Genomic DNA, 21,294 nt, shown 5'->3' with positions numbered 1-21,294 from the left:
GTCGTCTCTCAGGCGTCGGCGTTGGCGTTCAGCAGGCGCTCGTAGGCGGCCTGGTCGAGCAGGCCGGCCAGGGCGCTGGCGTCTGCCGGGCGGAAGCGGAAGAACCAGCCTTGCCCCAGGGGATCGGCGTTGATCAGTTCCGGGTTGGCCTCGAGCGCGGCGTTCACTTCGACCACCTCGCCATCGAGGGGCATGTCGATGTTGCTGGCGGCTTTCACCGATTCCAGCACCGCGACTTCTTCGCCGCTGTGGTAGGCCTGCAACTCGGGCAACTGCACGAATACCACGTCACCCAGCGCGTCTTGAGCGTAGGCGGTGATCCCCACGGTGACCAGCCCATCGGCCTCCGGACGCAGCCATTCGTGCTCGACGGTAAAACGCAATTCGCTCATGGGGACTCCTCGGTATTGGCCATGCCGCCCGTCTCGTGCGGGCGATGATCAGATAATCGCAGTGGCTGCGATTCAATGGGCAAGCTCATAGCAAAGCTGATGCCATTTGATTTTTATAGTTATAAATCAATAGGTTATATATTTGTTTGAATCTGCCTCGGTTTTACTTGTATCGATTTCGATACGATTGGCCTGGCTTATGTGCCTCGATGCCCCGCGCAGGGCGCACAGGTCGCGCATGGAATGTTCCGTGTCGTTTCCGATACGTTGTATCGATATGGATACGGCTCTTCCGGATAGCCTGCCATTGCCTTGTGGGAGCGGCTTCAGCCGCGATGCTTTGGCGTTCTCGGGGCCCATCGCCGCTGAAGTGCCTCCCACGTATTTGCGCACGCTGTGGGAGCCGTTTCCGCGTCTTCGACGCAGCGCTGTCGCGCAGCAAACAGGCCGTAGGATGGGGCGGGCCGCGTAGGTGGCACCCATCAATATGCCGATGGGTTGCCACCCATCCTACCTGCTACCACCCCGCAGGCGGGGTTCGTCCACAGGCCGTAGGCACTCGGAGAGACACGCTTTACTTGCCGCTTGTGGCTTGACGCTTGCCGCTGCTTCAATGCAGAGCCGTTGCCGACCCCAGCTGGCGCAGACGTTCGCCGAGGCGCAGGCGCTGGGCCGGGTCGTCGCACAGCAACAGGGCATGCTGCACATCGAAACGCTCGGCTTGCGGGCAGTCCAGGCGTTGATAGAGCTCGGCCCTGGCCAGGTGGTCGGCGACGCTGGGCGGTGCCAGTTGCAGTACGCGTTCGGCATCTTTCAGGGCGGCCAGGTAATCGTCGTCCTGCTGGTGCAGGTGCCGCAGGTTGCGCGACAGGCGCACGATCAGGCTGCGCGCGTCGCAGGCCTGCATGTGCTCGGCGCCCAGTTGCGCCTGGGGCCCCTGGTAGCGCGCCAGCAGCTCACGGCAGTCGCGGGTGTACAGCCGGCGACCGCCGCAGGGGTCGAGCAGGTGATCGGCGCCGGGTACCCGCAGCAGGAAGTAACCGGGGAAGTTGACGCCCTGCAGGGGAATCCCCAGCCTCCGTGCCAGCTCCAGGGCGATCAGGGCGATGCTCAGGGGCTGTCCGCGGCGACGCTGCAGCACCCGGTGCAGGAGAGCGGCCTGGGGCCGCAGCGGATTCTCTTCGTCTTCGTAGAAGTGCAGGTCATTGAGGCGACGCAGCAACGGCTGGGCCAGTTCCTGCAGGGGGAAGGCGGGCAGGCCGGCGTCGACCTGCTGCTGCAGGCTGTCGAGGTCGCGCAGCACCTGGCTGGGCTGCAACGCCGCATCGTGTTCGGCGGCCACCCAGAGGGCCGCCTCGAAGAGCGCTGGCCGCTCGGGATCCAGACAGGCAAGGCAGTGTTGGCGCGCGCTCATGGTCACCTCCTGTGGGTGACCTTGTTTTTAACCGCGTCGAGGCACGCCGTCCAGCCCTGCGCAGTGGGAAAGAATACAGAACATGTTGCCGGCGGCCATGGCTGCAGCCGGCGATGCGGAGCGGCGCACAGCCGCTCAGTCCGCTTCGGCTTCGCGGCCCAGTTCGTTCAGGGCGTCGGGCTGGTTCTTGAAGGCCTTGGCGAAGATGTCGCGGTTCCTGGCCATGTAGATGCCCAGTTCTTCACCCTGTTCTTCGCTCAGCGACGGTACCGCCTTGTGCAGCACCCCGCTCAGCAGCTCGGCCAGCTCCAGCATCTTGTCGTGACGATCGGCTTCGGCCTTATCCATGAATAAACGCTCCAGATCCCGGCTGCTGCGGTACACCACTTCGACGGCCATTCATCACCTCTACGCCTTCACGCTAATGGGTTGAAAGATACTGTTCATGCATACAGTTGTCGCCAGCATAAAGAACTGCGCCGCGTTTGAACAGCGCGCCGTGCACATCTGCTGTCGTCAGGCGGCGCCGTTGCAGCATAGTCCGGCATGGGCGCCATGGCCGATCACAGCAGCCCGGTCGATCCGCTGTCCGCGGCATCTTGTCGCGTGGCTGGCGTTGCCGGGGCGGTGCCTTTTGCCACGCGGACGCCTTCTATGGTCTTGTTCCTGCATGGGACTGTCACGAGCGCACGGCATGCTGGTGCGCAGTGCGAGTGGCCGGGGGCGCCCCTGTTTCCGGCAAACCGGCCCGGCGAACGGCTGGATCAAATCTTGAGGTGGACGACTATGAAGTGGGCAGATAACGGCCGCAAGCAAATGCACAAGGGGGCCAACTCGATTGGCAACCTGTTCGTCGAGGGATTCCACTACCTGGGCCTGTTCGCCATTGGCGGAGTGACGGCCTGGGCCTCGGTGATGGCCTTCATGGGCATGCTGGACAAGGGGCAGGTGACGGTGGACGACATCCTGCTGCTGTTCATCTACCTGGAGCTGGGGGCGATGGTCGGCATCTACTTCAAGACCAATCATCTGCCGATCCGCTTCCTGCTGTATATCGCCATCACCGCCCTGACCCGCTACCTGATCGGTGACGTGTCCCACCACAAGGCCCCGGACATCGGCTTGCTGTACCTGTGCGGCGGTATCTTCTTCCTGGCCTTGTCGGTGCTCGCGGTGCGCTTCGCCTCCTACAAGTTTCCCTCCAGCAAGGCGATAGACGCGACGGGCGATGTGGTGGGCGACAATTTCTCGGAGAAGTGAGCTGGGTGTGGCCCTGGCACTGATGTGCCCGGTCAGTCGCTCAGCGGGGCGAACAGCGCCTGCAGGTCGTCTTCGCTGAGCTGCCATTGGCCCTGGCTGCCGCCTTCCAGCAGGCCGCGGGCCAGGCTGGCCTTGGCCTGTTGCAGGTGCTGGATCTTCTCTTCCACGCTGCCGCGGGCGATCAGCCGGTAGACGAACACCGGCTTGTCCTGGCCGATGCGGTAGGCGCGGTCGCTGGCCTGGGCCTCGGCGGCCGGATTCCACCAGGGGTCGAAGTGGATCACGGTATCGGCCGCGGTCAGATTGAGGCCGGCGCCGCCGGCTTTCAGGCTGATCAGGAACACCGGGAATTGCCCGGCCTGGAACTGCTGTACCGGCGTGCGGCGATCCTGGGTGCTGCCGGTGAGTTTGGCGTAACCGATGCCGCGTGCCTGCAGTTCCTGCTCGATCAGCGCCAGCATCGAAGTGAACTGGGAAAACAGCAGGACGCGGCGGCCCTCGCCGATCAGCGCCTCGAGCATCTCGAGCAGGGTGCTGAGTTTGCCCGAGTCGCTGCTGTGCAACGGCTCCGGCGCCTCGCCGAGCAGGCGCAGGTCGCAGCACACCTGGCGCAGACGCAGCAGCGCCTCGAGTATCACTATCTGGCTGCGGGCCATGCCCTGGCGGGCGATCTCCGCGCGCACCTTGCGGTCCATGGCCAGGCGCAGGATTTCATAACGGTCGCGCTGGGCGGCGCTGAGTTCGACCCATTGGGTGATCTCGGTCTTGGCCGGCAGTTCCTGGGCGACCTGTTCCTTCTTGCGCCGCAACACGAAGGGCTTGATGCGCCCACGCAGATGGGCCAGGCGTTGTTCGTTGGCGTGCTTCTCGATGGGAACGCGGTAGTCGCGGTTGAACGCCTTGCTGTCGCCGAGCCAGCCGGGCATCAGGAAGTCGAACAGCGACCACAGTTCGCCCAGGTGGTTTTCCAGCGGCGTGCCGGTCAGGCACAGGCGCTGGCGCGCCTGCACCTGGCCCGCGGCGTTGGCGGCCTTGCTGCGCGGATTCTTGATGTTCTGCGCCTCATCGAGAATCAGCAGGTGGAAGCGCTGCGCCGACAGCGCCTTGAGGTCCCGCGGCAACAGGGCGTAGGTGCTCAGCACGATGTCGTGGTCGCCGATCAGCTTGAACAGGCTGCGGCGTTTGCTGCCATGCAATGCCAGTACCCTCAACTGCGGGGTGAAACGCGCGGCTTCGTCCTGCCAGTTGGGAATCAGGCTGGTGGGCATGATGATCAGCGCCGGCTGTGCCAGGCGGCCGGCCTGTTTTTCCAGGAGGATGTGCGCCAGGGTCTGCAGGGTCTTGCCCAGGCCCATGTCGTCGGCCAGCACGCCGCCGACCTGCAGTTCGCCGAGGGCCTGCATCCAGGCCAGGCCCTGCAGTTGGTAAGGCCGCAGCTCGGCGGCCAGGCCCTGCGGCGCGGCGACCTGATGCGTCGTGCTGAGTTGCAGGCGACGGGCGAAGTCACGCAGGTCGCCGCCGCCGTGCCAGTTCAGCGCCGGGCCCTGTTCCAGGCTGGTCAGGCGGGTGGCATCGGCCCGCGGCAGGCGCACGCGGCTGCCGATGTCGTCGCCCTCGCGGAAGAACAGTTCACCCAGCGTGGCCAATAGCGGTTTGAGGCGGGCGTAGGGCAGGGCGACGCGGCGCTGGCTGTGGGGCAGGCTGACCAGCAGCAGTTCCCGGTCCTGGCGCTGGGCCAGGGCATCGCCGGAGAGCAGCCAGGGCGTGCGCCTGATCGCCTGCAGCAGGATCGGCAACAGGCTGATGCGCTGGCCTTCGACCTCGATGCCCAGCTCCAGGTCGAACCAGTCGTGTTCCGGCAACTCGTCGATGTCGGCGTACCAGTCGTCGATCTGCGCCAGGTTGTACTGGAAGTCCGGCTGGATCAGCACCTGCCAGCCCTCGCTGCGCAGGGCGGGCACCTGCTGCTGCATGAACGCCAGCCAGGCCGCCTCACCGTTCAGTTCGAAGTGTTCGCCCGGGTGCTGGGCCAGGGCCTCGCTCTGGCGCAAGGCGATATGCAAGCCGCTGGCTTCGAGGCGCTTGCGCAGTTCGGCCTCGCGCTGGGCATCGCGCACGATGCGCAGGTGGCGACTGGCGCCTTGCCGGATCAGCAGATCCTTCGGCGTCTTGCCGAAGGCGCTGTGGCCCTGGTAGTCGAAGGCCAGGGCGGCGCGGTGCTGGGCCTGCTCGTGCATGCGTCCCTTGCGGGCATCGAAGTGCACCCGGACATGGCTGCCGAGCGTGAGCACGGGTTGCGGGCGTATACCTTCGAGGCGTTGCTCCTGCACTTCCCGGCTTGGCACGATCAGCGAAGCGAGGTCGCTGCCGTCGCGCTGGCGCGCTTCCAGGGTGAGCAGGGCGGCGACCACATGCTTGCAGTTGTAGCCCACCGGGCAGCTGCAATGGCCGGTCACGCCCCAGCCCTGGCCATAGGGGTGCAGGGTGATGCGCTGCTGGTAGGCCTGCTCGCCACTGCCCTGGCAACTGGCGAGCAGGGTATGGTCCTTGAGGCTGAGCAGCCTGCTGAGGCCGCGCCTGGCGTAGTCCTGGCCGCGGCGCAGGGCGCCGTCCTCGATGTCGCCGCGCCAGTCGGCCTGCTGCAGGTGCAGGATATCCAGCGGCATCAGGCGAGTTCCCGGGCGCAAATGTCGAATGTCGGCATGGTCGGATGAAAACGATGGCAAGCCGCCGATGGTCGCACAGGTGAGGGGGGATTGGCAGCCATCCTGACGGGTGAACGCCTGTCGAGCGCTGCCGAGGCCAGCCGGCCCTGGCACGAGCGGGCCCGGAAACGCTTCTGGCTGCGCGCCGCGTTAGGCTGCACCCACGAGGACGCGCTATTCTACTGGTTCCATAGCCAGGAGGGCGCCCATGAACGACGGCCCATCCATTTCCGCCGATGTGGCCGCTATCGCCGCGATCGATTCAGTGCCCGCGATCCTGCAGGTCGTGCTGCGCACCACGGGCATGCGCTTCGCCGCCGTGGCGCGGGTGACCGAGAGCCGCTGGATGGCTTGTGCGGTGCACGATCTGATCGATTTCGGCTTGCAACCCAGTGACGAGCTGCCGCTCGAGACGACCATCTGCAACGAGATTCGCCAGCACCGGCAGCCAGTGATCTTCGGCGAGGCGAGCAGCCATCCGCTGTTCTCCACCCATCCCATACCCAAGCGGTACGGTTTCGAAAGCTACCTGTCGATCCCCATCATCCGCGCCAACGGCGAATTCTTCGGCACCCTGTGCGCGCTCGACCCATTGCCAGCCAGGCTCGACGATCCGAACATGCTGCAGACCCTGGAGCTGCTGGCACAACTGATCGCCAAGAACCTGGACATGCAGGAGCGCCTGCAGGTGAGTGACAAGGCACTGCTCGATGCCCGTGAGGTGGCGCGCCTGCGCGAACAGTTCATCGCCGTGCTCGGCCATGACCTGCGCACGCCACTCAACGCCATCCGCCTGGGCAGCGACCTGCTGCACAGCCGCCTCCAGGACGCGCGCGGCCAGCACCTGGTGGGCTTGATCCAGGCCAGCGCCGGGCGCATGGGCGAACTGATCGACGATGTCCTGGACTTCGCCCGTGGTCACCTTGGCGGGGGGCTGGCACTGGAGCGCAAGGTGGTCGACGACCTCGGCCCGTGGCTGAGCCAGGTGGCCGAGGAAGTGCGGACGGCCAGCGGTGGGCGGGCGATCCGGACGCGCATCGACCTGCCGCAGGCGATCTACTGTGACCGCATGCGTATTGGCCAGGCGCTCAGTAACCTGCTCTCCAATGCGGTGACCCATGGCTCGCCGGTCGAGCCCATCGAACTGGTCGCGGTGTACGAAGAGGGCAGCCTGCTGCTGACGGTGAGCAACCATGGACCGCCTATCGAGGCCAGCCTGATGGCGAAGATCTTCCAGCCCTTTATCCGCTCCGAGGGAGCATCGCCGCGCGAGGGGCTCGGCCTGGGTCTGTATATCGCCGCGCAGATCGCCGAGGCCCATGAGGGCAGTCTGTCGGTCACCTCGTCGGTGCTGGATGGCACCTGCTTCTCCTTGCGGATCCGCGCCGAGGCACCTACCTGAATCAGGCGCTGGCGCTCTTGTCCTCGGTCTTGAGCGCACCGCGAATGTTCATGGCGCCCAGGCAGAGCTGCAGCACGATCAGCGCATAAGCCTGGCTGTGCAGTCCCCAGATGATCCACAGCACATTGCTGGCCATGAATACCCAGAAGCCCAGATTGCGCCGGTGGCGCTGTTTGGACGCGACCAGCCAGGCGGCGGCGACGGTGACCAGCATGGCCGGCCACTGCAGCCAATCGATGTATTCCATGGACGCTCCTCGTATCGCCTGACAATGGATACAGGTGCGACCGGCCAAAGGCCTGCGGTGTTCGAGTTGTTTGCCGCCTCAGGAGGTGCCGTCGAGACGCTGTGCCTGGTCCGCGGACATTTCCTCGGCGGCCACGCGCAGCAGTTCGCTGGCGTTGTCGCCGTCTTCCGGGGCGACGGCGATGCCGATACCGACGTCGACGCGCAGGCGGTGCTGCTGGAAGGCGATGGGCGCGCCCAGGCGCTGCTCGATACGGTCGCTCAGGCGTATCGCCGTGGCCCGGTCGATACCGGGCAGCAGCACGGCGAACTGGTCGTCGCCGAGACGGACTGGGGTGTCGATGCGCCTGAGCAGGCGCCTGAGCCGCTGCGCCGTGACCTTGAGCACTGTGTCGCCGGCGGCGCGGCCGTATCGATCGTCGAGGCGCTTGACCTGATCCAGGTCGATCATCATCAGCACGAAGGAGTCATGGCGCTGCCCGTTGAGCGCACGTTCGATGCGCTGGTCGAGGACGTGCCGGTCGGGCAGGCCGGTCAGGGGATCCTGCCGGGCCACGGCACTGCGCGGCCATGGCAGGCGCCGGGTGACCAGTAACGCCGCCAGTGCCGCCAGCAGCAGGCTGGCGCCGATCAGGTAGCGCTGCAGGCGCTCGATCCCGGCGTAGGGCGTCATGGCCTGGCGCAGCGACTTGCCCATCAGCACCAGCACTTCGCTGGCCCCCAGTGCGTCGGCATGTTCGAGGATGGTCGAGCGCATCAGGTGATCGCCGTCTGCATCCGGCAGTGACCAGAAGGTGCCATCGAGCAGGGCCGCCGGATTGCTCAGCAACTGCGCCAGCGGGCTGTCCAGGGTGCTGCCGTGCAGTTGCCAGGCGCCGTTTTCGCCGCGCGAGAGGAACACGAACTCGCTGCCGGTGATCCGCTTGAGGTGTTCGGCGAAGGCGTCGTCGATGGCGAAACCGAGGGTCAGGTCGGCTTGCGGCGTGGGCATGTTCACCACGCTGTGGATCAACTGGTAGAGCGCGCCGCCCTGGCTGCGCAGCATCTCGATACGCAGCGGCTGATCGCTGCCGCCCGCCTGTGCGGCGGCCTTGAGCAGCGCTGCCACATCGACCTGCTGCAGCTCGCTGGGGACGCTGGCGATCAGTTGCCGGTCGCGGGTATTGAGCAGGGCGATATCGGCCTGGATGCCGTGGCCGTGCTGCTCCAGCATCGACTCGACAGTGGCCCGCTCGCCCACCGCGATGGCTTCCTTGAAGCCATAGTCGGAGGCCAGTACGGCAGCGCTCTGCGCCAGTTGCCGGTGGCGCAGCTCGAGCAGTTGCTCGAATACCTGGGCCGTGCTGTCGAGCTGCCCGCGCAGGGTTTCTTCGGCCAGCGCGCGATGGCTGCGCAGACCGACCTGGTAAACGATTACCTGAATGGCCAGCAGGGCGGCCAGCAACAGGTAGACGATACGTCGCACGTAGGTGGGAAGGTGCGGGCTGTCTGTCATCGATTGGCCGTTCCTCTGATCGGGTCGTGCACGGGCTCTCAGGGCAGGCGCCTGAAGAAACGCTCGGAAAACAGCAACTGGGCGAACAGCGGATAGCACAGGTAGTGCAGCACGAACAGCAGCACGCCCATGGGGCTGGGCTGTTCCTGCAGGGTCATCATGCTCAACAGGCCGGCATAGAGCACGCCCAGCATGCCGCCGTACAGCCAGACCAGGCGCCGCCGCTCGCCGCGGGTCGGCGGCCGGCGGCGGTTCCAGGCGAACAGCAGGGCCATCAGCGCGGCGACGCTGGCGGCGATCACCAGGGTCGCCAGGACGCCGCCGACCTTGACGAAGGTGCGCAGCAGCAGGTTGAGCAACACGGCCGCCAGCACGCCGGTGACGGCGTAACGGGTCATGGCGGTCGGCGTGGCGGTGGAGGGCATGGCTGGGCTCGGCTATGTCGGATTAGTGCTGTGACTGTCGATGCTCAGGCAAGGTTCTACAAAGGGCGGTCCAGGCCGAAGCGTTTGCTCAACAGTTTATCCAGCAGCGGCTTGGGCACCAGGTTGGCCAGCAGCGGCAGGGCGCGACTGCCATTCCCCACGCGCAGCAGCCGTGGCCGCTTGCTGCTGGTGACGGCGGCGAGCACATTGCGCGCCACATGGCTGGCGGGTGTCGGATTGTCCTGGGAGGCCATGGCGCGGGCGCGGATACCTTCGCGCAGCGGCCACCAGGGCGAGTGTTCGGCGATCAGCTGTTCGGCCTGGCGGCTGGCCTGGGTGCCGAAGCTGGATTCGATGGCGCCGGGCTGGACTTCCAGCACGCCGATGCCGAAGGGCGCCAGCTCCAGACGCAAGGCGTCGCTGAGAGCGTGCAGCGCGGCCTTCGAGGCGCAGTAGGCGCCCGCGAAGGGCGTCACCAGCAGCGCCGAGACACTGCCGATATTGACCACCAGCCCCTTGTTACGGCGCAGCAGGGGGAACAACGCGCGGGTGACGCCGACCACGGAGAAGACATTGGTTTCGAATTGCCGGCGCAGGTTGGCGCTGCCGCCATCGAGCAGCGGGCCCATGGCGCCGTAGCCGGCATTGTTGATCAGGACGTCCAGGCCGCCGGCTTCTTCCCCCAGGCGTGCGCTCAAGCGCTCGATGGCGACCGCGTCGTCGACATCCAGTTGCACCGCGTTGAAGCCGGCCGCCTCCAGTCTGGCGACATCCTCGGCTTTGCGGGCGCTGGCCCAGACCCGGTAGCCGGCGTGCTGGAACGCATCGGCCAGGGCACGGCCGATGCCGCTGGAGCAGCCGGTGATGAGGACGGTGGGTTGGCTCATGCGAACATCCTTTGGCTTGTTGTTTTTGTCAGATCGTTCGTTGCACCGGCGCAGCGGCTGGGTTTCGCTATGGGCGCATTGCCGTGGCGCGGGACAGGTCAGCGGGCGAACGTGCCCTGCAACTGCTCGGCGCGGAACTCCAGGGTGCCGGGACGGTAGCCGCTACGCAGCGTAGGCAACGGCAGGCAGGCTTGCCAGTCGGCGCCCGGCAGCAATTCGCCAGGGCCGCTGTAGCGCGGCGTTTCATAGAGACGCTCGGCGAGATTGACGCTGTCGCCCGGGCGATAGGCGGCGATACGCCAGCGCAGTTCCAGCATCGGCACATCGCTGCCATTGTGCAGGTGCAGGTTCAGTGGGCGATCCGCGGGGCAACTGCCGGGGGCGTACTGCAGGCGCAGTTCGAGACGGGACAGGTGGCGGTTCTCACGGCTTTCCTGCCACAGCACCCAGCTGGCCACCAGACCCAGGCCGATCAGCGCGGCCAGGGAGATGGGCAGCGCCTTGCTCGGGTAGCGGATCAGCAGGATAAGCCAGCTCAGAACCAGGATTGCGCCGAAAATCATGTGCGAACCTTGCGCATCGGATGAACATCAATCCTACACAAGCCAGGCCGCCACGGCACTCGTTTAGGGTTGGCGAATGTTTCCGTCAGCCCGTGGATACCGTCTCGATCATTGGCCTGCAAGAGCCCGTGCGGGTTTACCAGTGGGAGCGTCGACCCCGGCGCGATGCGATGGCGGCCATGCTACAAGAGTCGCGCTATGGCCACGATTCGCCGCGGGGTCGCGCTTCCTACACGCATATGGCAATTTTGCGTAGCCCGGGTCGAGCGCAGCGACACCCGGGAAATTGCGCCCTGGGTATCGCTGCGCTCAACACCAGGCTACGGGGCTGTGCCGACCTCTCCTCTCATCAAGCATTAACTAACCCATTGACGGCGCGCAGATGGCTCTCATGAAATATCCGGGCCAGGGATTGGCGAATGTTTCCGTCAGCCTGGCGCCTGGTCGCGCAGGAACACCAGCTTGTCGGCGCTGGAGTCCTGCGCCGAGTAGCGATAGCCCTGGTCGTTGAAGTCCTTGAGATCGTGGGGATCGCGCAGGCGCTGCTTGATCACGTGGCGGGCCATCAGGCCGCGGGCCTTCTTGGCATGGAAGCTGATGATCTTGTACTGGCCGTTCTTCAGATCCCTGAACTCGGTATCGATGACGCGCGCCTTGAGCACCTTGCGCTTGACCGCGGCGAAATACTCGTTGGAGGCGAGGTTGAGCAGCACGTCGTCGCCCTGGGCCGCCAGCGCCTGGTTGAGCCATTGCGTGATGTGCTCGCCCCAGAACGCGTAGAGATCCTTGCCGCGGGCGTTGGCCAGCTTGGTACCCATCTCCAGGCGGTAGGGCATCATCAGATCCAGCGGGCGCAGCAGGCCATAGAGCCCGGACAGCATGCGCAGGTGATCCTGGGCGAAATCGAAGTCGGCTTTGGCGAAGCGCTCGGCATCCAGGCCGGTGTAGACATCGCCCTTGAACGCCAGCAGCGCCTGCTTGGCGTTGTGCGTATCGAACGCCGGCGTCCAGCTGCCGAAGCGCGCGGCATTGAGACCGGCGAGCTTGTCCGACAGGTGCATCAGCTCGGCGATCTGCGCCGGGGCCAATTCGCGCAACTGGGAGATGAGTGTCTGGGCGTGGTCGAGGTATTCGGGTTGGGTGAAGCGCCGAGTGACCGGCGGGGTGTCGTAATCCAGGGTCTTGGCAGGTGAAATCACCATCAGCATGAGTCGTCTCCTTCAGCAGGGCGCCGATTATAGGGCCTGCTCGACGCCACCTGCACGAGCGCGCGCGCAAGCTTCAGGTCGCATGCAATGGAAATCGGAGGGGTATGGGTGCCGCGGCAGGATTTCCGACTTTACCGACGAGGCGGTAAGCCGCCAAGCGCTATTCGTCAGGCTGCAAAATAAAGTTAAAAAAGCTGAAAAGATCATTTGCCTGTCATGTTTTTTGGAGTATCAACGAGTTGTGGCCCGCAGTGACCGTGATCACGATGATCCGCCAAGGCGGGCCGCGCCTTGAACGACCGCCGAACCCTGCAGACAGGTGGCGGCCCTCGGCCCTCATCCGTTTGCACCTCCCCGGATACCCTCCGCGGAGCCCGGTGGTCCTGTGTGGCGGAGCGCCGCTCTGGCATTCCGTCGCTGGATCCGACAAGAGGTGACGAGTATGGATGACCACGGACGCTTCAAGCCCACCGCCCCAACCCTGTACGCCCTCGACACCAATGTCCTGATTCACGACCCCAACGCCCTGCTCAACTTTCAGGAACACCACGTCGCCATCCCCATGACCGTGCTCGAGGAGCTGGACAAGCTGAAGACCGGCAAGCAGGGGGTGGCCGCGGAGTGTCGCCAGGCCATTCGCCTGATCGACAAGATCCTCGGTGACGCAACGCCTGAAGACGTCGAGCACGGGGTGCCGATCCAGCGCGACAAGAGCGGGCCTTGCGGCTATCTCTCGATCCTCATGAGCAAGAGCGGCGCGCCGGTGACCTGGCTGCCCGAGGACCTCAACGACAACAAGATCATCAACCAGCTGGTCGAACTGAAATCCCGGCGCCCGGGGATGTCCGTGGTGCTGGTGACCAAGGACATCAACATGCGCCTGAAGGCGCGCGGCTGCGGGCTCGACTCGGAGGACTACCACACCGATCAGCTGGTCGACGACGTTTCCCTGCTGTCCAAGGGCTACCACAGCATGAGCGGGTCGTTCTGGGATCGCGTCAGCAAGGTCGAGACGCGCCAGGGCCATGGGCGTACCTGGCACCGCGTGCAACTGATCGACAATCTGCCGGCGGTGCACATCAACGAATTCATCGTCGACGAGCAGGGCTTCGTCGGCTGGATCAAGGAAATCGACGGCAACGAACTGCTGATCCTCGACCTGCACCAGGAGCCTCTGCTGCACCAGGAGGCCTGGGGCCTGAAGCCGCGCGACATCTACCAGGCCCTGGCCCTGTACGCGCTGCTCGATCCGGATATCCACCTGGTCAACCTGTCCGGCGCCGCCGGTTCGGGCAAGACCATCCTGGCCCTGGCCGCGGCCATCGAGCAGACCATGGTCAGCAAGCGCTACCGGCGCATTATCGCCACCCGCAGCGTGCAGGGCCTGGATCAGGAGATCGGCTTCCTGCCCGGCACCGAGGCGGAAAAGATGGAGCCCTGGCTCGGCGCCATCACCGACAACCTCGAAGCCCTGCACATGGATGACGAGAACACCCACGGCAGCGTCGACTACATCCTGCAGAAGGTGCCGTTGCAGTTCAAATCGCTGAACTACATCCGCGGGCGCAGCTTCCAGCAGAGCCTGATCCTCATCGACGAGTGCCAGAACCTCACCCCGCACCAGATGAAGACCATCATCACCCGCGCCGGCAACGGTTCCAAGGTGATCTGCCTGGGCAACCTGGCGCAGATCGACACACCCTACCTGTCGGCGCCCAGTTCGGGCCTGACCTACCTCACCGAGCGCTTCAAGGACTTCGAGCACGGCGTGCACATCACCCTGCAGGGCGTACCGCGCTCGGTTCTGGCCGAGTACGCGGAAAGCCATATGTAGCGGGCGTAGCCCGCAGCTTCAAGCTGCAAGCCACAAGCCTCAAGTAAGTGCAAAAGCTTGACCGCGATCTTGAGGCATACGCCACACTGGCTTGCAGCTTGCAGGGGGCGGCCATCCGCCTTGCAACTGCCCAATCCCGACCCACGGGGTTACAATCGGCCGATTCCCGCCAGGAGCAAGCCCGTGCTGACCCATCTCGATTCCCAGGGGCGCGCCAATATGGTCGACGTCAGCGACAAGGCGCCGAGCGTGCGCGAAGCCGTGGCCGAGGCGCGGGTACGCATGCGCGCACAGACCCTGCGCATGATCGTCGACGGCGAGCACCCCAAGGGCGATGTCTTCGCCGTGGCGCGTATCGCCGGTATCCAGGCGGCGAAGAAGACCGCCGAGCTGATCCCGCTGTGCCACCCGTTGATGCTCACCAGCGTCAAGGTCGAGCTGAGCGCCGAGGGCGACGATGCCGTGCTGATACGCGCGCGTTGCAAGCTCAGCGGGCAGACCGGTGTGGAAATGGAGGCGCTGACCGCCGCCAGTGTCGCCGCCCTGACGATCTACGACATGTGCAAGGCGGTGGATCGCGGCATGGTCATCGAGCAGGTGCGCCTGCTGGAGAAGCTTGGCGGCAAGAGCGGTCATTACCTGGCCGACGAGGGGGCGCGATGATCCAGGTGCAGTACTTCGCCCGCTATCGCGAAACCCTGGGCCTGGATGCGGAACGGCTCGACGCCCTGCCGGCGTTCGCCACCCTGGAAGACCTGCGCCAGCACCTGCTGGCCCGCGGCGGCGTATGGAAGGTACTGGATGAGCGCGGCCTGATGTGCGCGCGCAACGAAGAGCTGTGCAGCCTGGCCGAGCCCCTGGCCGATGGCGATGCGGTGGCGTTCTTCCCCACCGTGACCGGGGGCTGAGGATGGCCATCCGCGTGCAGCAGGCCGCCTTCGATGCGGGGCTGGAGAGCAATGCCGTACAGGCGGCCAACACCGGGGTGGGGGCGGTGGTCTGCTTCGTCGGCTATGTGCGTGACTTCAACGACGGGCGTGAGGTGGGCGGGCTGTTTCTCGAACATTTCCCCGGCATGACCGAGAAGGCACTGGCCGCCATCGAGGCCGAGGCCCGCCAGCGTTGGCCGCTGCTGGGCGTGGAAGTGATTCACCGCATCGGCCGCCTGGAGCCGGGCGAGCCCATCGTGTTCGTCGGCATCGCCAGTGCCCATCGCCAGGCGGCTTTCCAGGCCTGCGAATTCGTCATGGACTACCTGAAGACCCGGGCGCCGTTCTGGAAAAAGGAAGACACCGCCGAAGGGCCGCGCTGGGTCGAGGGCCGTGACAGCGATCAGGCGGCGCAACGGCGCTGGGATTCGGGAGCCTGAGGCCGGCGGCCTCGTATGAGGTCGCCCCTTGCTCCGCTCGCTCAGCTCAGTTCGATGAAGACCTTGAAGAACAGCGGCGCGAACATCGACAGCACACCGATGCCGGTGAGCCATACGCCCCATTCTCTGTCCCGGTTGTTGAAGCCGATACCGAGCAGCAGAAAGCCGGCGACCAGTAGCACGATCATGGTGTGAAAAGCGTCCATTGCAGCGCCTCCTCGGCCTGTTTACCCATGCCTGAAGTCTAGACGAGGCTTTGCCGGCCTGAGCTGATCCAGGACAATTCACAGGATCGATACAGCGCTCGATCCACACCGCGCAGGTGCGCGCCTGGAAAGCCGGCCATGTCGCGCAAACCTGGTCTGAGCCGCACGAAGGCAGAGGCGCTCGCGCTGAGGCCTGTTAGACTTGCGCTCTTTTCCGCTCACCCAAGAAGCTCGTCATGGCCCAGCCGTCCACCACCTACAAAGTCGATCTGAACCTCACCGATATCGACCGCAGCGTCTACGAGACCCTGCGTTTCACCGTGGCCCGCCATCCTTCGGAAACCGAAGAGCGCCTGGCGGCGCGGCTGATCGCCTACGTGCTGTTCTACCACGAGCAACTGGCCTTCGGCCGTGGCCTGTCGGATGTCGACGAGCCGGCCCTGTGGGAGAAGAGCCTGGATGGCCGGGTGCTGCACTGGATCGAGGTCGGCCAGCCGGACAGCGAGCGCATCACCTGGTGTTCGCGCCGTTGCGAGCGCTTCAGCCTGGTCGCCTACGGCAACCTGCGGGTGTGGCAGGCCAAGTGCCTCGATCCGGTGCGCAGCCTGAAGAACATCAATGTGGTGGCGCTGGAGCAGGAGGCACTGGCGGCGCTGGCGCTGGACATGCCGCGTTCGCTGAGCTGGAGCGTGATGATCAGCGACAGCGAACTGTTCGTCACCGACGAGCGCGGCCAGCACGAGATTCCCCTGCAATGGCTGGCCGGGGAGCGCTGAGCCCCTGGCCATGACCCGCCGCGCGCTGGCGCGCGGCGCCCGTTCCATCCCGTACGAGTAGACCCCGACCCGCATGCGCATCGAATCCCGCCCGCTTCCCCCCACGCTGCCCGACCTGGGCGATCTGCCACCGCTGCTGACCCGCCTGTACGCGGCGCGCGGCGTGCAATCGGCACTGGAACTGGAGAAGGGCCTGGCGCGGCTGATCCCCTTCAGCCAGCTCAAGGGCATCGAGGCCGCGGTGCAGTTGCTGGTCGACGCCTTGCAGCAGCGCCAGCGCCTGCTGATCGTCGGCGATTTCGATGCCGATGGCGCCACCGCCAGCAGCGTCGGCGTGCTGGGGCTGCGCATGCTCGGCGCCGCCCATGTCGACTACCTGGTGCCGAATCGCTTCGACTACGGTTATGGCCTGACCCCGGAAATCGTCGCGGTGGCGCTGACCCGCGAACCGCAACTGCTGATCACCGTGGACAACGGCATTTCCAGCCTCGACGGCGTGGCCGCTGCCAAGGCCGCCGGCCTGCGGGTGCTGGTCACCGACCACCATCTGCCGGGTACCGAGCTGCCGGCGGCGGATGCCATCGTCAACCCCAATCAGCCGGGCTGTACCTTCCCCAGCAAGTCCCTGGCCGGGGTCGGGGTGATCTTCTACGTGCTACTGGCCCTGCGCGCGCGTCTGCGCGAGCTGGGCTGGTTCGGCGTCGAGCGCGTGGAGCCCAATCTGGGCGAACTGCTCGACCTGGTGGCCCTGGGCAGCGTCGCCGACGTGGTGCCCCTGGACGCCAACAACCGCATTCTGGTGCACCAGGGCCTGGCGCGCATCCGCGCCGGCCGGGCGCGCCCCGGGCTGCGCGCGATTCTCGAGGTCGCCGGCAAGCAGCCTGGGCGCATCACCTCCAGCGACCTGGGCTTCATTCTCGGCCCGCGCCTGAATGCGGCCGGACGCCTGGATGACATGAGCCTGGGCATCGAGTGCCTGCTCTGCGACGACGAAGCGCTGGCACGGGACATGGCCGTGCAGCTCGACCAGTTGAACCAGGATCGCAAGGCCATCGAGCAGGGCATGCAGCGCGAAGCCCTGGCCCAGCTCAAGGACCTGCCCCTGCAGGACATGCCCTTCGGCCTGTGCCTGTTCGAGGCCGACTGGCACCAGGGGGTGATCGGCATTCTCGCTTCGCGGCTGAAGGAGCGTTACCACCGGCCGACCATCGCCTTCGCCGATGCCGGAGACGGCCTGCTCAAGGGCTCGGCCCGTTCCGTGCCGGGGTTCCATATCCGCGATGCGCTGGATGCCGTGGCCGCCAGGCACGCGGGGCTGATCAGCAAGTTCGGCGGGCATGCCATGGCCGCCGGGCTGTCGCTGCCCGCGGAAAACTTCGCCACCTTCGCCGCCGCCTTCGATGCCGAGGTGCGCCGCCAACTGTGCGAGGACGATCTCACCGGTCGGCTGCTGTCCGATGGCGTGCTGGCCATCGAGGAATTCCACCTGCCCCTGGCCAAGGCGCTGCGCAATGCCGGGCCCTGGGGCCAGCACTTCCCCGAGCCGCTGTTCCACGGCGTGTTCCAACTGGTGCAGCAACGCATCGTCGGTGAACGCCACCTCAAGGTGGTGCTGAAAAGCGAGTGCGGCAGCCTGCAGCTCGACGGCATCGCCTTCGGCGTCGACCGCGAGCTGTGGCCCAACCCGACCGTGCGCTGGGTGGAGCTGGCCTACAAGCTGGACGTCAACGAGTTCCGTGGACAGGAAACGGTGCAGTTGTTGATCGCCCATCTGGCGCCACGCTGAGGGGGCTGGCCGCGGCTGCGCTCAGTGCTTGAACATCACGTGGCGAATGGCGGTGTAGTCCTCCAGACCGTACATGGACATGTCCTTGCCGTAGCCTGACTGCTTCACGCCGCCGTGGGGCATTTCGCTGACCAGCATGAAGTGGGTATTGACCCAGGTGCAGCCGTACTGCAGGCGCGCCGCCAGGCGATGGGCGCGGCCGACGTCGGCGGTCCACACCGAGGAGGCCAGGCCGTAGTCGGAGTCGTTGGCCCAGGCCAGTACCTGGTTTTCCTCGACGAAGGGGGTTACCGATACCACCGGGCCGAACACTTCGCGGCGCACGATCTCGTCGTCCTGGCGAGCATCGGCCAGGACCGTCGGTTCGAAGAAGAAGCCGTTGCCTTCGACCGCCTTGCCACCCGTGATCAGGCGGATATGCGGCTGCGCCAGGGCGCGCTCGACGAAACCGGCGACGCGATCACGGTGGGTCGCGGTGATCAGCGGGCCGAGTTCGGTGCCTTGGTCATCCTGCAGGCCGTACTTGATGGTGCTCACCGCCTCGCCGAGTTTGGCCACGAATGTGTCGTAGATGCCTTTCTGCGCATAGATGCGGCAGGCGGCGGTGCAGTCCTGGCCGGCATTGTAGAAGCCGAAGGTACGGATGCCCTCCACGGCGGCGTCGATGTCGGCATCGTCGAAGATGATCACCGGGGCCTTGCCGCCCAGCTCCATGTGCATGCGTTTCACGCTGTCGGCGGTACTGCCGATGATGGCCGAGCCGGTGGGGATCGAGCCGGTCAGCGAGACCATGCGCACTTTCGGGTGACTGGTCAGCGGCGCCCCGACGCTCGGCCCACGACCGAAGACGACGTTGACCACGCCGGCGGGGAAGATCTCGGCGAGAAAATCGGCCAGCTTCAGCGCGGTCAGCGGGGTCTGTTCGGACGGTTTGAGCACCACGGTATTGCCGGCGGCCAGGGCCGGGGCGATCTTCCAGGCGACCATCATCAAGGGGTAGTTCCACGGCGCGATGGAGGCGACCACGCCGAGCGGGTCGCGGCGGATCATCGAGGTATGCCCGGGCAGGTACTCGCCGGCGGCCGAACCGCCCAGGCAACGGCTGGCACCGGCGAAGAATCGGAACACATCGGCGATGGCTGGCAGTTCGTCGTTCAGCGCGGCGCTGTAGGGCTTGCCGCAGTTGTCGGATTCCAGGCGGGCGAGTTCCTCGGCATGGGCCTCGATGGTATCGGCCAGCTTCAGCAGCAGGCTGGAGCGATCCTTGGGCGAGGTTTGCGACCAGCCCTCGAAGGCCGCATCGGCCGCGCGCACGGCGGCATCGACCTGGGCTGCGCTGGCTTCGTGGATCTCGACCAGGGTGGTGCCGAGGGACGGGTTGAGCACGGCTTGCACCGCGCCTTCGCCAGCGACGAGCTGGCCGTTGATCAGCAGTTTGGTTTGCATCGCTTGAACCTCGCTATGGGGCTGCATGGATGTTTGTGGGGGGGACGGGGCTTTTGCACATCCTCCGTGGGCGTCTCTACGGGCTGTGGTGGATCGATGAAGCGTGATCCACCCTACTCTCCAGGGGAAATCACTTGCCGCTGCCGGCTACGCCTTCGCCGCCCTTGGTCAGGTAGTAGGCGCCGAGGATCGGCAGCATGGTCACCAGCATCACCAGCATGGCCACGACGTTGGTTACCGGTACGTCGCGCGGGCGCGACAGCTGGTTGAGCAGCCACAGCGGCAGGGTGCGCTCGTGGCCGGCGGTGAAGGTGGTGACGATGATTTCGTCGAACGACAGGGCGAATGCCAGCATGCCGCCGGCCAGCAGGGCCGAGCCCAGGTTGGGCAGGACAATGTAGCGGAAGGTCTGCCAGCCGTCGGCGCCCAGGTCCATGCTCGCCTCGATCAGGCTGTGGCTGGTGCGGCGCAAGCGCGCGATGGCGTTGTTGTAGACGATCACCACGCAGAAGGTGGCATGGCCGATGACGATGGTCAGGATCCCCGGTTCGATGCCGAAGCTCTTGAACGCCGCCAGCAGCGCCAGGCCGGTGATGATACCCGGCAGGGCGATCGGCAGGATCAGCAGCATGGAGATGCTTTCCTTGCCGAAGAAGTCGCGGCGGTACAGCGCGGCCGCGGCCAGGGTGCCGAGAATCATGGCGATCAGCGTGGCCAGGCAGGCGATCTGTGCCGACAGCTTGACCGCTTCCAGCACATCCGCCCGCGCCAGGGCGACGCTGAACCAGTGCAGGGTGAAGCCCAGTGGCGGAAAGCTGAAGCCCGAGCTTTCGGTGTTGAAGGCATAGATGAAGATGATCAGGATCGGGAAGTGAAGGAACACCAGCCCGCCCCAGGCTGCCAGTTTCAGGCCCCAGGAGGCCCGATTCGAAGAGTCAGAGTGCATCGAAGGCCCCCAGGCGTTTGACGATGGACAGGTACACGGCGATCAGCACGATCGGCACCAGGGTGAAGGCGGCGGCCATCGGCATGTTGCCGATCGAACCTTGTTGCGAATACACCATGTTGCCGATGAAGAAGCCGGGCGGACCGACCAGTTGCGGCACGATGAAGTCGCCCAGGGTCAGGCTGAAGGTGAAGATCGAGCCGGCGGCGATGCCGGGGATCGACAGCGGCAGTATCACCTGCAGAAAGGTCTGCGCCGGCCGCGCGCCGAGGTCGGCCGAGGCTTGCAGCAGCGATGGCGGCAGGCGTTCCAGGGAGGCCTGGATCGGCAGGATCATGAACGGCAGCCAGATGTAGACGAACACCAGGAAGCGCCCCAGGTGCGAGGTCGACAGGGTGTTGCCGCCCACGCCCGGCACCACGAGGATCAGCTCCAGCAGCGGTTGCAGGTGCAGCGCCTGGATGAACCACATGGCTACGCCGCCCTTGGCCAGCAGCAGGGTCCAGGCATAGGCCTTGACGATGTAGCTGGCCCACATCGGCAGCATCACCGCGATGTAGAAGAACGCCTTGGTCTTGCCCGAGGTGTAGCGCGCCATGTAGTAGGCGATGGGGAAGGCCAGCAGAGCGCTTGCGATGGAGACGGCCAGCGCCATGCCGACGGTGCGCAGGATGATGTCGAAGTTGGCCGGCTGGAACAGCGCGGCGAAGTTGGACAGCGTGAGGTCGGGGGTGACCGTCATGCTGAAGTCGTCGAAGGTGTAGAAGCCCTGCCACAGCAGGCCCAGCAGCGAACCCAGGTAGATCGCGCCGAACCACAGCAGCGGCGGAATCAGCAGCAGCGACAGGTACAGCGTCGGCTTGCGGTAGAGCAGGTCGGACAGGCGCCGCAGCAGGCCGACGCCCGCGCTGCCGATGGCGAGTGACTGGCTCAT

General features: G+C 65.8%; 22 protein-coding genes. 8 read left to right on the top strand and 14 right to left on the bottom strand.

All coding sequences use genetic code 11. From position 1 onward, the window contains the following. Nucleotides 1-8 precede the first annotated feature (8 nt). From gcvH to DNK34_RS16675, 3 genes are all read right to left on the bottom strand, one after another. Nucleotides 9-392 carry a glycine cleavage system protein GcvH gene (gcvH, locus tag DNK34_RS16685; RefSeq protein WP_131176063.1) on the bottom strand — a complete coding sequence of 128 codons (384 nt, stop codon included), beginning with the start codon at nucleotides 390-392 and terminating at the stop codon, nucleotides 9-11. A gap of 610 nt (nucleotides 393-1,002) precedes the next feature. Continuing rightward, nucleotides 1,003-1,806 (bottom strand): SirB1 family protein, encoded by an 804-nt coding sequence (locus DNK34_RS16680; RefSeq protein ID WP_131176062.1) that lies wholly within the window; start codon nucleotides 1,804-1,806, stop codon nucleotides 1,003-1,005. 135 nt (nucleotides 1,807-1,941) lie between these two features. Next, the gene (locus tag DNK34_RS16675; RefSeq protein ID WP_131176061.1) at nucleotides 1,942-2,205 is read right to left on the bottom strand and encodes a YebG family protein; all 264 of its coding nucleotides are present in this window, start codon (nucleotides 2,203-2,205) and stop codon (nucleotides 1,942-1,944) included. A gap of 387 nt (nucleotides 2,206-2,592) precedes the next feature. Here DNK34_RS16675 and DNK34_RS16670 point away from each other — a divergent pair, with 387 nt between their 5' ends. After that, nucleotides 2,593-3,066, top strand: coding sequence for a phosphate-starvation-inducible protein PsiE (locus DNK34_RS16670; protein ID WP_131176060.1), 474 nt, complete (start codon nucleotides 2,593-2,595; stop codon nucleotides 3,064-3,066). Between the two features lie 32 nt (nucleotides 3,067-3,098). Here the strand turns inward: DNK34_RS16670 and DNK34_RS16665 are convergent, their stop codons facing one another. After that, on the bottom strand, nucleotides 3,099-5,732 hold the full coding sequence (locus tag DNK34_RS16665) for a DEAD/DEAH box helicase (RefSeq protein ID WP_131176059.1): 2,634 nt from the start codon (nucleotides 5,730-5,732) through the stop codon (nucleotides 3,099-3,101). Nucleotides 5,733-5,979: 247 nt separating this feature from the next. Here DNK34_RS16665 and DNK34_RS16660 point away from each other — a divergent pair, with 247 nt between their 5' ends. After that, nucleotides 5,980-7,173, top strand: coding sequence for a GAF domain-containing sensor histidine kinase (locus DNK34_RS16660; protein WP_131176058.1), 1,194 nt, complete (start codon nucleotides 5,980-5,982; stop codon nucleotides 7,171-7,173). 1 nt (nucleotide 7,174) lies between these two features. Here DNK34_RS16660 and DNK34_RS16655 read toward each other — a convergent pair whose 3' ends face one another. From DNK34_RS16655 to yaaA, 6 genes are all read right to left on the bottom strand, one after another. Then, the gene (locus tag DNK34_RS16655; protein ID WP_131176057.1) at nucleotides 7,175-7,420 is read right to left on the bottom strand and encodes a hypothetical protein; all 246 of its coding nucleotides are present in this window, start codon (nucleotides 7,418-7,420) and stop codon (nucleotides 7,175-7,177) included. Between the two features lie 78 nt (nucleotides 7,421-7,498). Then, nucleotides 7,499-8,914: a GGDEF domain-containing protein gene (locus DNK34_RS16650; RefSeq protein ID WP_131176056.1), complete on the bottom strand. Its 1,416-nt coding sequence runs from the start codon at nucleotides 8,912-8,914 to the stop codon at nucleotides 7,499-7,501. A gap of 38 nt (nucleotides 8,915-8,952) precedes the next feature. Then, entirely contained in the window at nucleotides 8,953-9,339 is a 387-nt protein-coding gene (locus tag DNK34_RS16645; RefSeq protein WP_131176055.1) for a hypothetical protein, read from the bottom strand. A 56-nt stretch (nucleotides 9,340-9,395) separates the two neighbouring features. After that, nucleotides 9,396-10,226: an SDR family oxidoreductase gene (locus DNK34_RS16640; RefSeq protein WP_131176054.1), complete on the bottom strand. Its 831-nt coding sequence runs from the start codon at nucleotides 10,224-10,226 to the stop codon at nucleotides 9,396-9,398. Nucleotides 10,227-10,324: 98 nt separating this feature from the next. Next, a complete protein-coding gene (locus DNK34_RS16635) occupies nucleotides 10,325-10,789 on the bottom strand; it encodes a multidrug transporter (protein WP_131176053.1) in 465 nt (154 codons plus the stop codon). Nucleotides 10,790-11,217: 428 nt separating this feature from the next. Next, on the bottom strand, nucleotides 11,218-11,997 hold the full coding sequence (gene yaaA, locus DNK34_RS16630) for a peroxide stress protein YaaA (RefSeq protein ID WP_131176052.1): 780 nt from the start codon (nucleotides 11,995-11,997) through the stop codon (nucleotides 11,218-11,220). Nucleotides 11,998-12,439: 442 nt separating this feature from the next. Between yaaA and DNK34_RS16625 the strand changes: the two genes are divergently transcribed. From DNK34_RS16625 to moaE, 4 genes are all read left to right on the top strand, one after another. Continuing rightward, on the top strand, nucleotides 12,440-13,831 hold the full coding sequence (locus DNK34_RS16625; RefSeq protein WP_131176051.1) for a PhoH family protein: 1,392 nt from the start codon (nucleotides 12,440-12,442) through the stop codon (nucleotides 13,829-13,831). 183 nt (nucleotides 13,832-14,014) lie between these two features. Continuing rightward, on the top strand, nucleotides 14,015-14,494 hold the full coding sequence (gene moaC, locus DNK34_RS16620) for a cyclic pyranopterin monophosphate synthase MoaC (protein WP_131176050.1): 480 nt from the start codon (nucleotides 14,015-14,017) through the stop codon (nucleotides 14,492-14,494). Next, nucleotides 14,491-14,739: a MoaD/ThiS family protein gene (locus DNK34_RS16615; protein ID WP_131176049.1), complete on the top strand. Its 249-nt coding sequence runs from the start codon at nucleotides 14,491-14,493 to the stop codon at nucleotides 14,737-14,739. The genes moaC and DNK34_RS16615 overlap by 4 nt, the downstream gene beginning before the upstream one ends. A 2-nt stretch (nucleotides 14,740-14,741) precedes the next feature. Next, the gene (gene moaE, locus DNK34_RS16610; RefSeq protein WP_131176048.1) at nucleotides 14,742-15,200 is read left to right on the top strand and encodes a molybdopterin synthase catalytic subunit MoaE; all 459 of its coding nucleotides are present in this window, start codon (nucleotides 14,742-14,744) and stop codon (nucleotides 15,198-15,200) included. A 41-nt stretch (nucleotides 15,201-15,241) separates the two neighbouring features. On the opposite strand, the gene DNK34_RS25460 is transcribed toward moaE, so the two are convergent. Continuing rightward, nucleotides 15,242-15,406: a hypothetical protein gene (locus tag DNK34_RS25460; RefSeq protein ID WP_165496876.1), complete on the bottom strand. Its 165-nt coding sequence runs from the start codon at nucleotides 15,404-15,406 to the stop codon at nucleotides 15,242-15,244. A gap of 236 nt (nucleotides 15,407-15,642) precedes the next feature. On the opposite strand from DNK34_RS25460, the gene DNK34_RS16605 reads away from it, so the two are divergent. Together DNK34_RS16605 and recJ are read left to right on the top strand one after the other, a co-directional pair. Then, nucleotides 15,643-16,182 (top strand): YaeQ family protein, encoded by a 540-nt coding sequence (locus DNK34_RS16605; protein ID WP_131176047.1) that lies wholly within the window; start codon nucleotides 15,643-15,645, stop codon nucleotides 16,180-16,182. Between the two features lie 73 nt (nucleotides 16,183-16,255). Continuing rightward, nucleotides 16,256-17,968, top strand: a complete 1,713-nt coding sequence (recJ, locus tag DNK34_RS16600) for a single-stranded-DNA-specific exonuclease RecJ (RefSeq protein ID WP_131176046.1) — start codon at nucleotides 16,256-16,258, stop codon at nucleotides 17,966-17,968. 21 nt (nucleotides 17,969-17,989) lie between these two features. Here recJ and DNK34_RS16595 read toward each other — a convergent pair whose 3' ends face one another. From DNK34_RS16595 to DNK34_RS16585, 3 genes are all read right to left on the bottom strand, one after another. Continuing rightward, nucleotides 17,990-19,414, bottom strand: a complete 1,425-nt coding sequence (locus DNK34_RS16595) for a gamma-aminobutyraldehyde dehydrogenase (protein ID WP_131176045.1) — start codon at nucleotides 19,412-19,414, stop codon at nucleotides 17,990-17,992. 130 nt (nucleotides 19,415-19,544) lie between these two features. Continuing rightward, nucleotides 19,545-20,360 carry an ABC transporter permease gene (locus DNK34_RS16590; RefSeq protein ID WP_131176044.1) on the bottom strand — a complete coding sequence of 272 codons (816 nt, stop codon included), beginning with the start codon at nucleotides 20,358-20,360 and terminating at the stop codon, nucleotides 19,545-19,547. Further along, the gene (locus DNK34_RS16585) at nucleotides 20,350-21,294 is read right to left on the bottom strand and encodes an ABC transporter permease (protein ID WP_131176043.1); all 945 of its coding nucleotides are present in this window, start codon (nucleotides 21,292-21,294) and stop codon (nucleotides 20,350-20,352) included. Before DNK34_RS16585 ends, DNK34_RS16590 begins: the two co-directional genes overlap by 11 nt.

Origin of the sequence: Phytopseudomonas dryadis (assembly GCF_004327355.1) — a bacterium.
Classification (GTDB): Bacteria; Pseudomonadota; Gammaproteobacteria; order Pseudomonadales; family Pseudomonadaceae; genus Aquipseudomonas; species Aquipseudomonas dryadis.
Note: the sequence above shows the minus strand (reverse complement) of the source record. Positions and strands in the feature narration are given on the sequence as shown.

Excerpts from the sequence above, each read along its gene's own strand:
- DNK34_RS16670 (WP_131176060.1), top strand. The coding sequence starts at position 2,593 with ATGAAGTGGGCAGATAACGGCCGCAAGCAAATGCACAAGGGGGCCAAC.
- yaaA (WP_131176052.1), bottom strand. The coding sequence starts at position 11,997 with ATGCTGATGGTGATTTCACCTGCCAAGACCCTGGATTACGACACCCCG.
- DNK34_RS16655 (WP_131176057.1), bottom strand. The coding sequence starts at position 7,420 with ATGGAATACATCGATTGGCTGCAGTGGCCGGCCATGCTGGTCACCGTC.
- DNK34_RS16665 (WP_131176059.1), bottom strand. The coding sequence starts at position 5,732 with ATGCCGCTGGATATCCTGCACCTGCAGCAGGCCGACTGGCGCGGCGAC.
- moaE (WP_131176048.1), top strand. The coding sequence starts at position 14,742 with ATGGCCATCCGCGTGCAGCAGGCCGCCTTCGATGCGGGGCTGGAGAGC.
- DNK34_RS16635 (WP_131176053.1), bottom strand. The coding sequence starts at position 10,789 with ATGATTTTCGGCGCAATCCTGGTTCTGAGCTGGCTTATCCTGCTGATC.
- DNK34_RS16660 (WP_131176058.1), top strand. The coding sequence starts at position 5,980 with ATGAACGACGGCCCATCCATTTCCGCCGATGTGGCCGCTATCGCCGCG.
- DNK34_RS16645 (WP_131176055.1), bottom strand. The coding sequence starts at position 9,339 with ATGCCCTCCACCGCCACGCCGACCGCCATGACCCGTTACGCCGTCACC.
- gcvH (WP_131176063.1), bottom strand. The coding sequence starts at position 392 with ATGAGCGAATTGCGTTTTACCGTCGAGCACGAATGGCTGCGTCCGGAG.
- DNK34_RS16680 (WP_131176062.1), bottom strand. The coding sequence starts at position 1,806 with ATGAGCGCGCGCCAACACTGCCTTGCCTGTCTGGATCCCGAGCGGCCA.
- DNK34_RS16605 (WP_131176047.1), top strand. The coding sequence starts at position 15,643 with ATGGCCCAGCCGTCCACCACCTACAAAGTCGATCTGAACCTCACCGAT.
- DNK34_RS16650 (WP_131176056.1), bottom strand. The coding sequence starts at position 8,914 with ATGACAGACAGCCCGCACCTTCCCACCTACGTGCGACGTATCGTCTAC.
- DNK34_RS16625 (WP_131176051.1), top strand. The coding sequence starts at position 12,440 with ATGGATGACCACGGACGCTTCAAGCCCACCGCCCCAACCCTGTACGCC.
- DNK34_RS16640 (WP_131176054.1), bottom strand. The coding sequence starts at position 10,226 with ATGAGCCAACCCACCGTCCTCATCACCGGCTGCTCCAGCGGCATCGGC.
- DNK34_RS16590 (WP_131176044.1), bottom strand. The coding sequence starts at position 20,360 with ATGCACTCTGACTCTTCGAATCGGGCCTCCTGGGGCCTGAAACTGGCA.
- DNK34_RS16675 (WP_131176061.1), bottom strand. The coding sequence starts at position 2,205 with ATGGCCGTCGAAGTGGTGTACCGCAGCAGCCGGGATCTGGAGCGTTTA.
- DNK34_RS16595 (WP_131176045.1), bottom strand. The coding sequence starts at position 19,414 with ATGCAAACCAAACTGCTGATCAACGGCCAGCTCGTCGCTGGCGAAGGC.
- DNK34_RS16615 (WP_131176049.1), top strand. The coding sequence starts at position 14,491 with ATGATCCAGGTGCAGTACTTCGCCCGCTATCGCGAAACCCTGGGCCTG.
- DNK34_RS25460 (WP_165496876.1), bottom strand. The coding sequence starts at position 15,406 with ATGGACGCTTTTCACACCATGATCGTGCTACTGGTCGCCGGCTTTCTG.
- DNK34_RS16585 (WP_131176043.1), bottom strand. The coding sequence starts at position 21,294 with ATGAGCCAGTCACTCGCCATCGGCAGCGCGGGCGTCGGCCTGCTGCGG.
- recJ (WP_131176046.1), top strand. The coding sequence starts at position 16,256 with ATGCGCATCGAATCCCGCCCGCTTCCCCCCACGCTGCCCGACCTGGGC.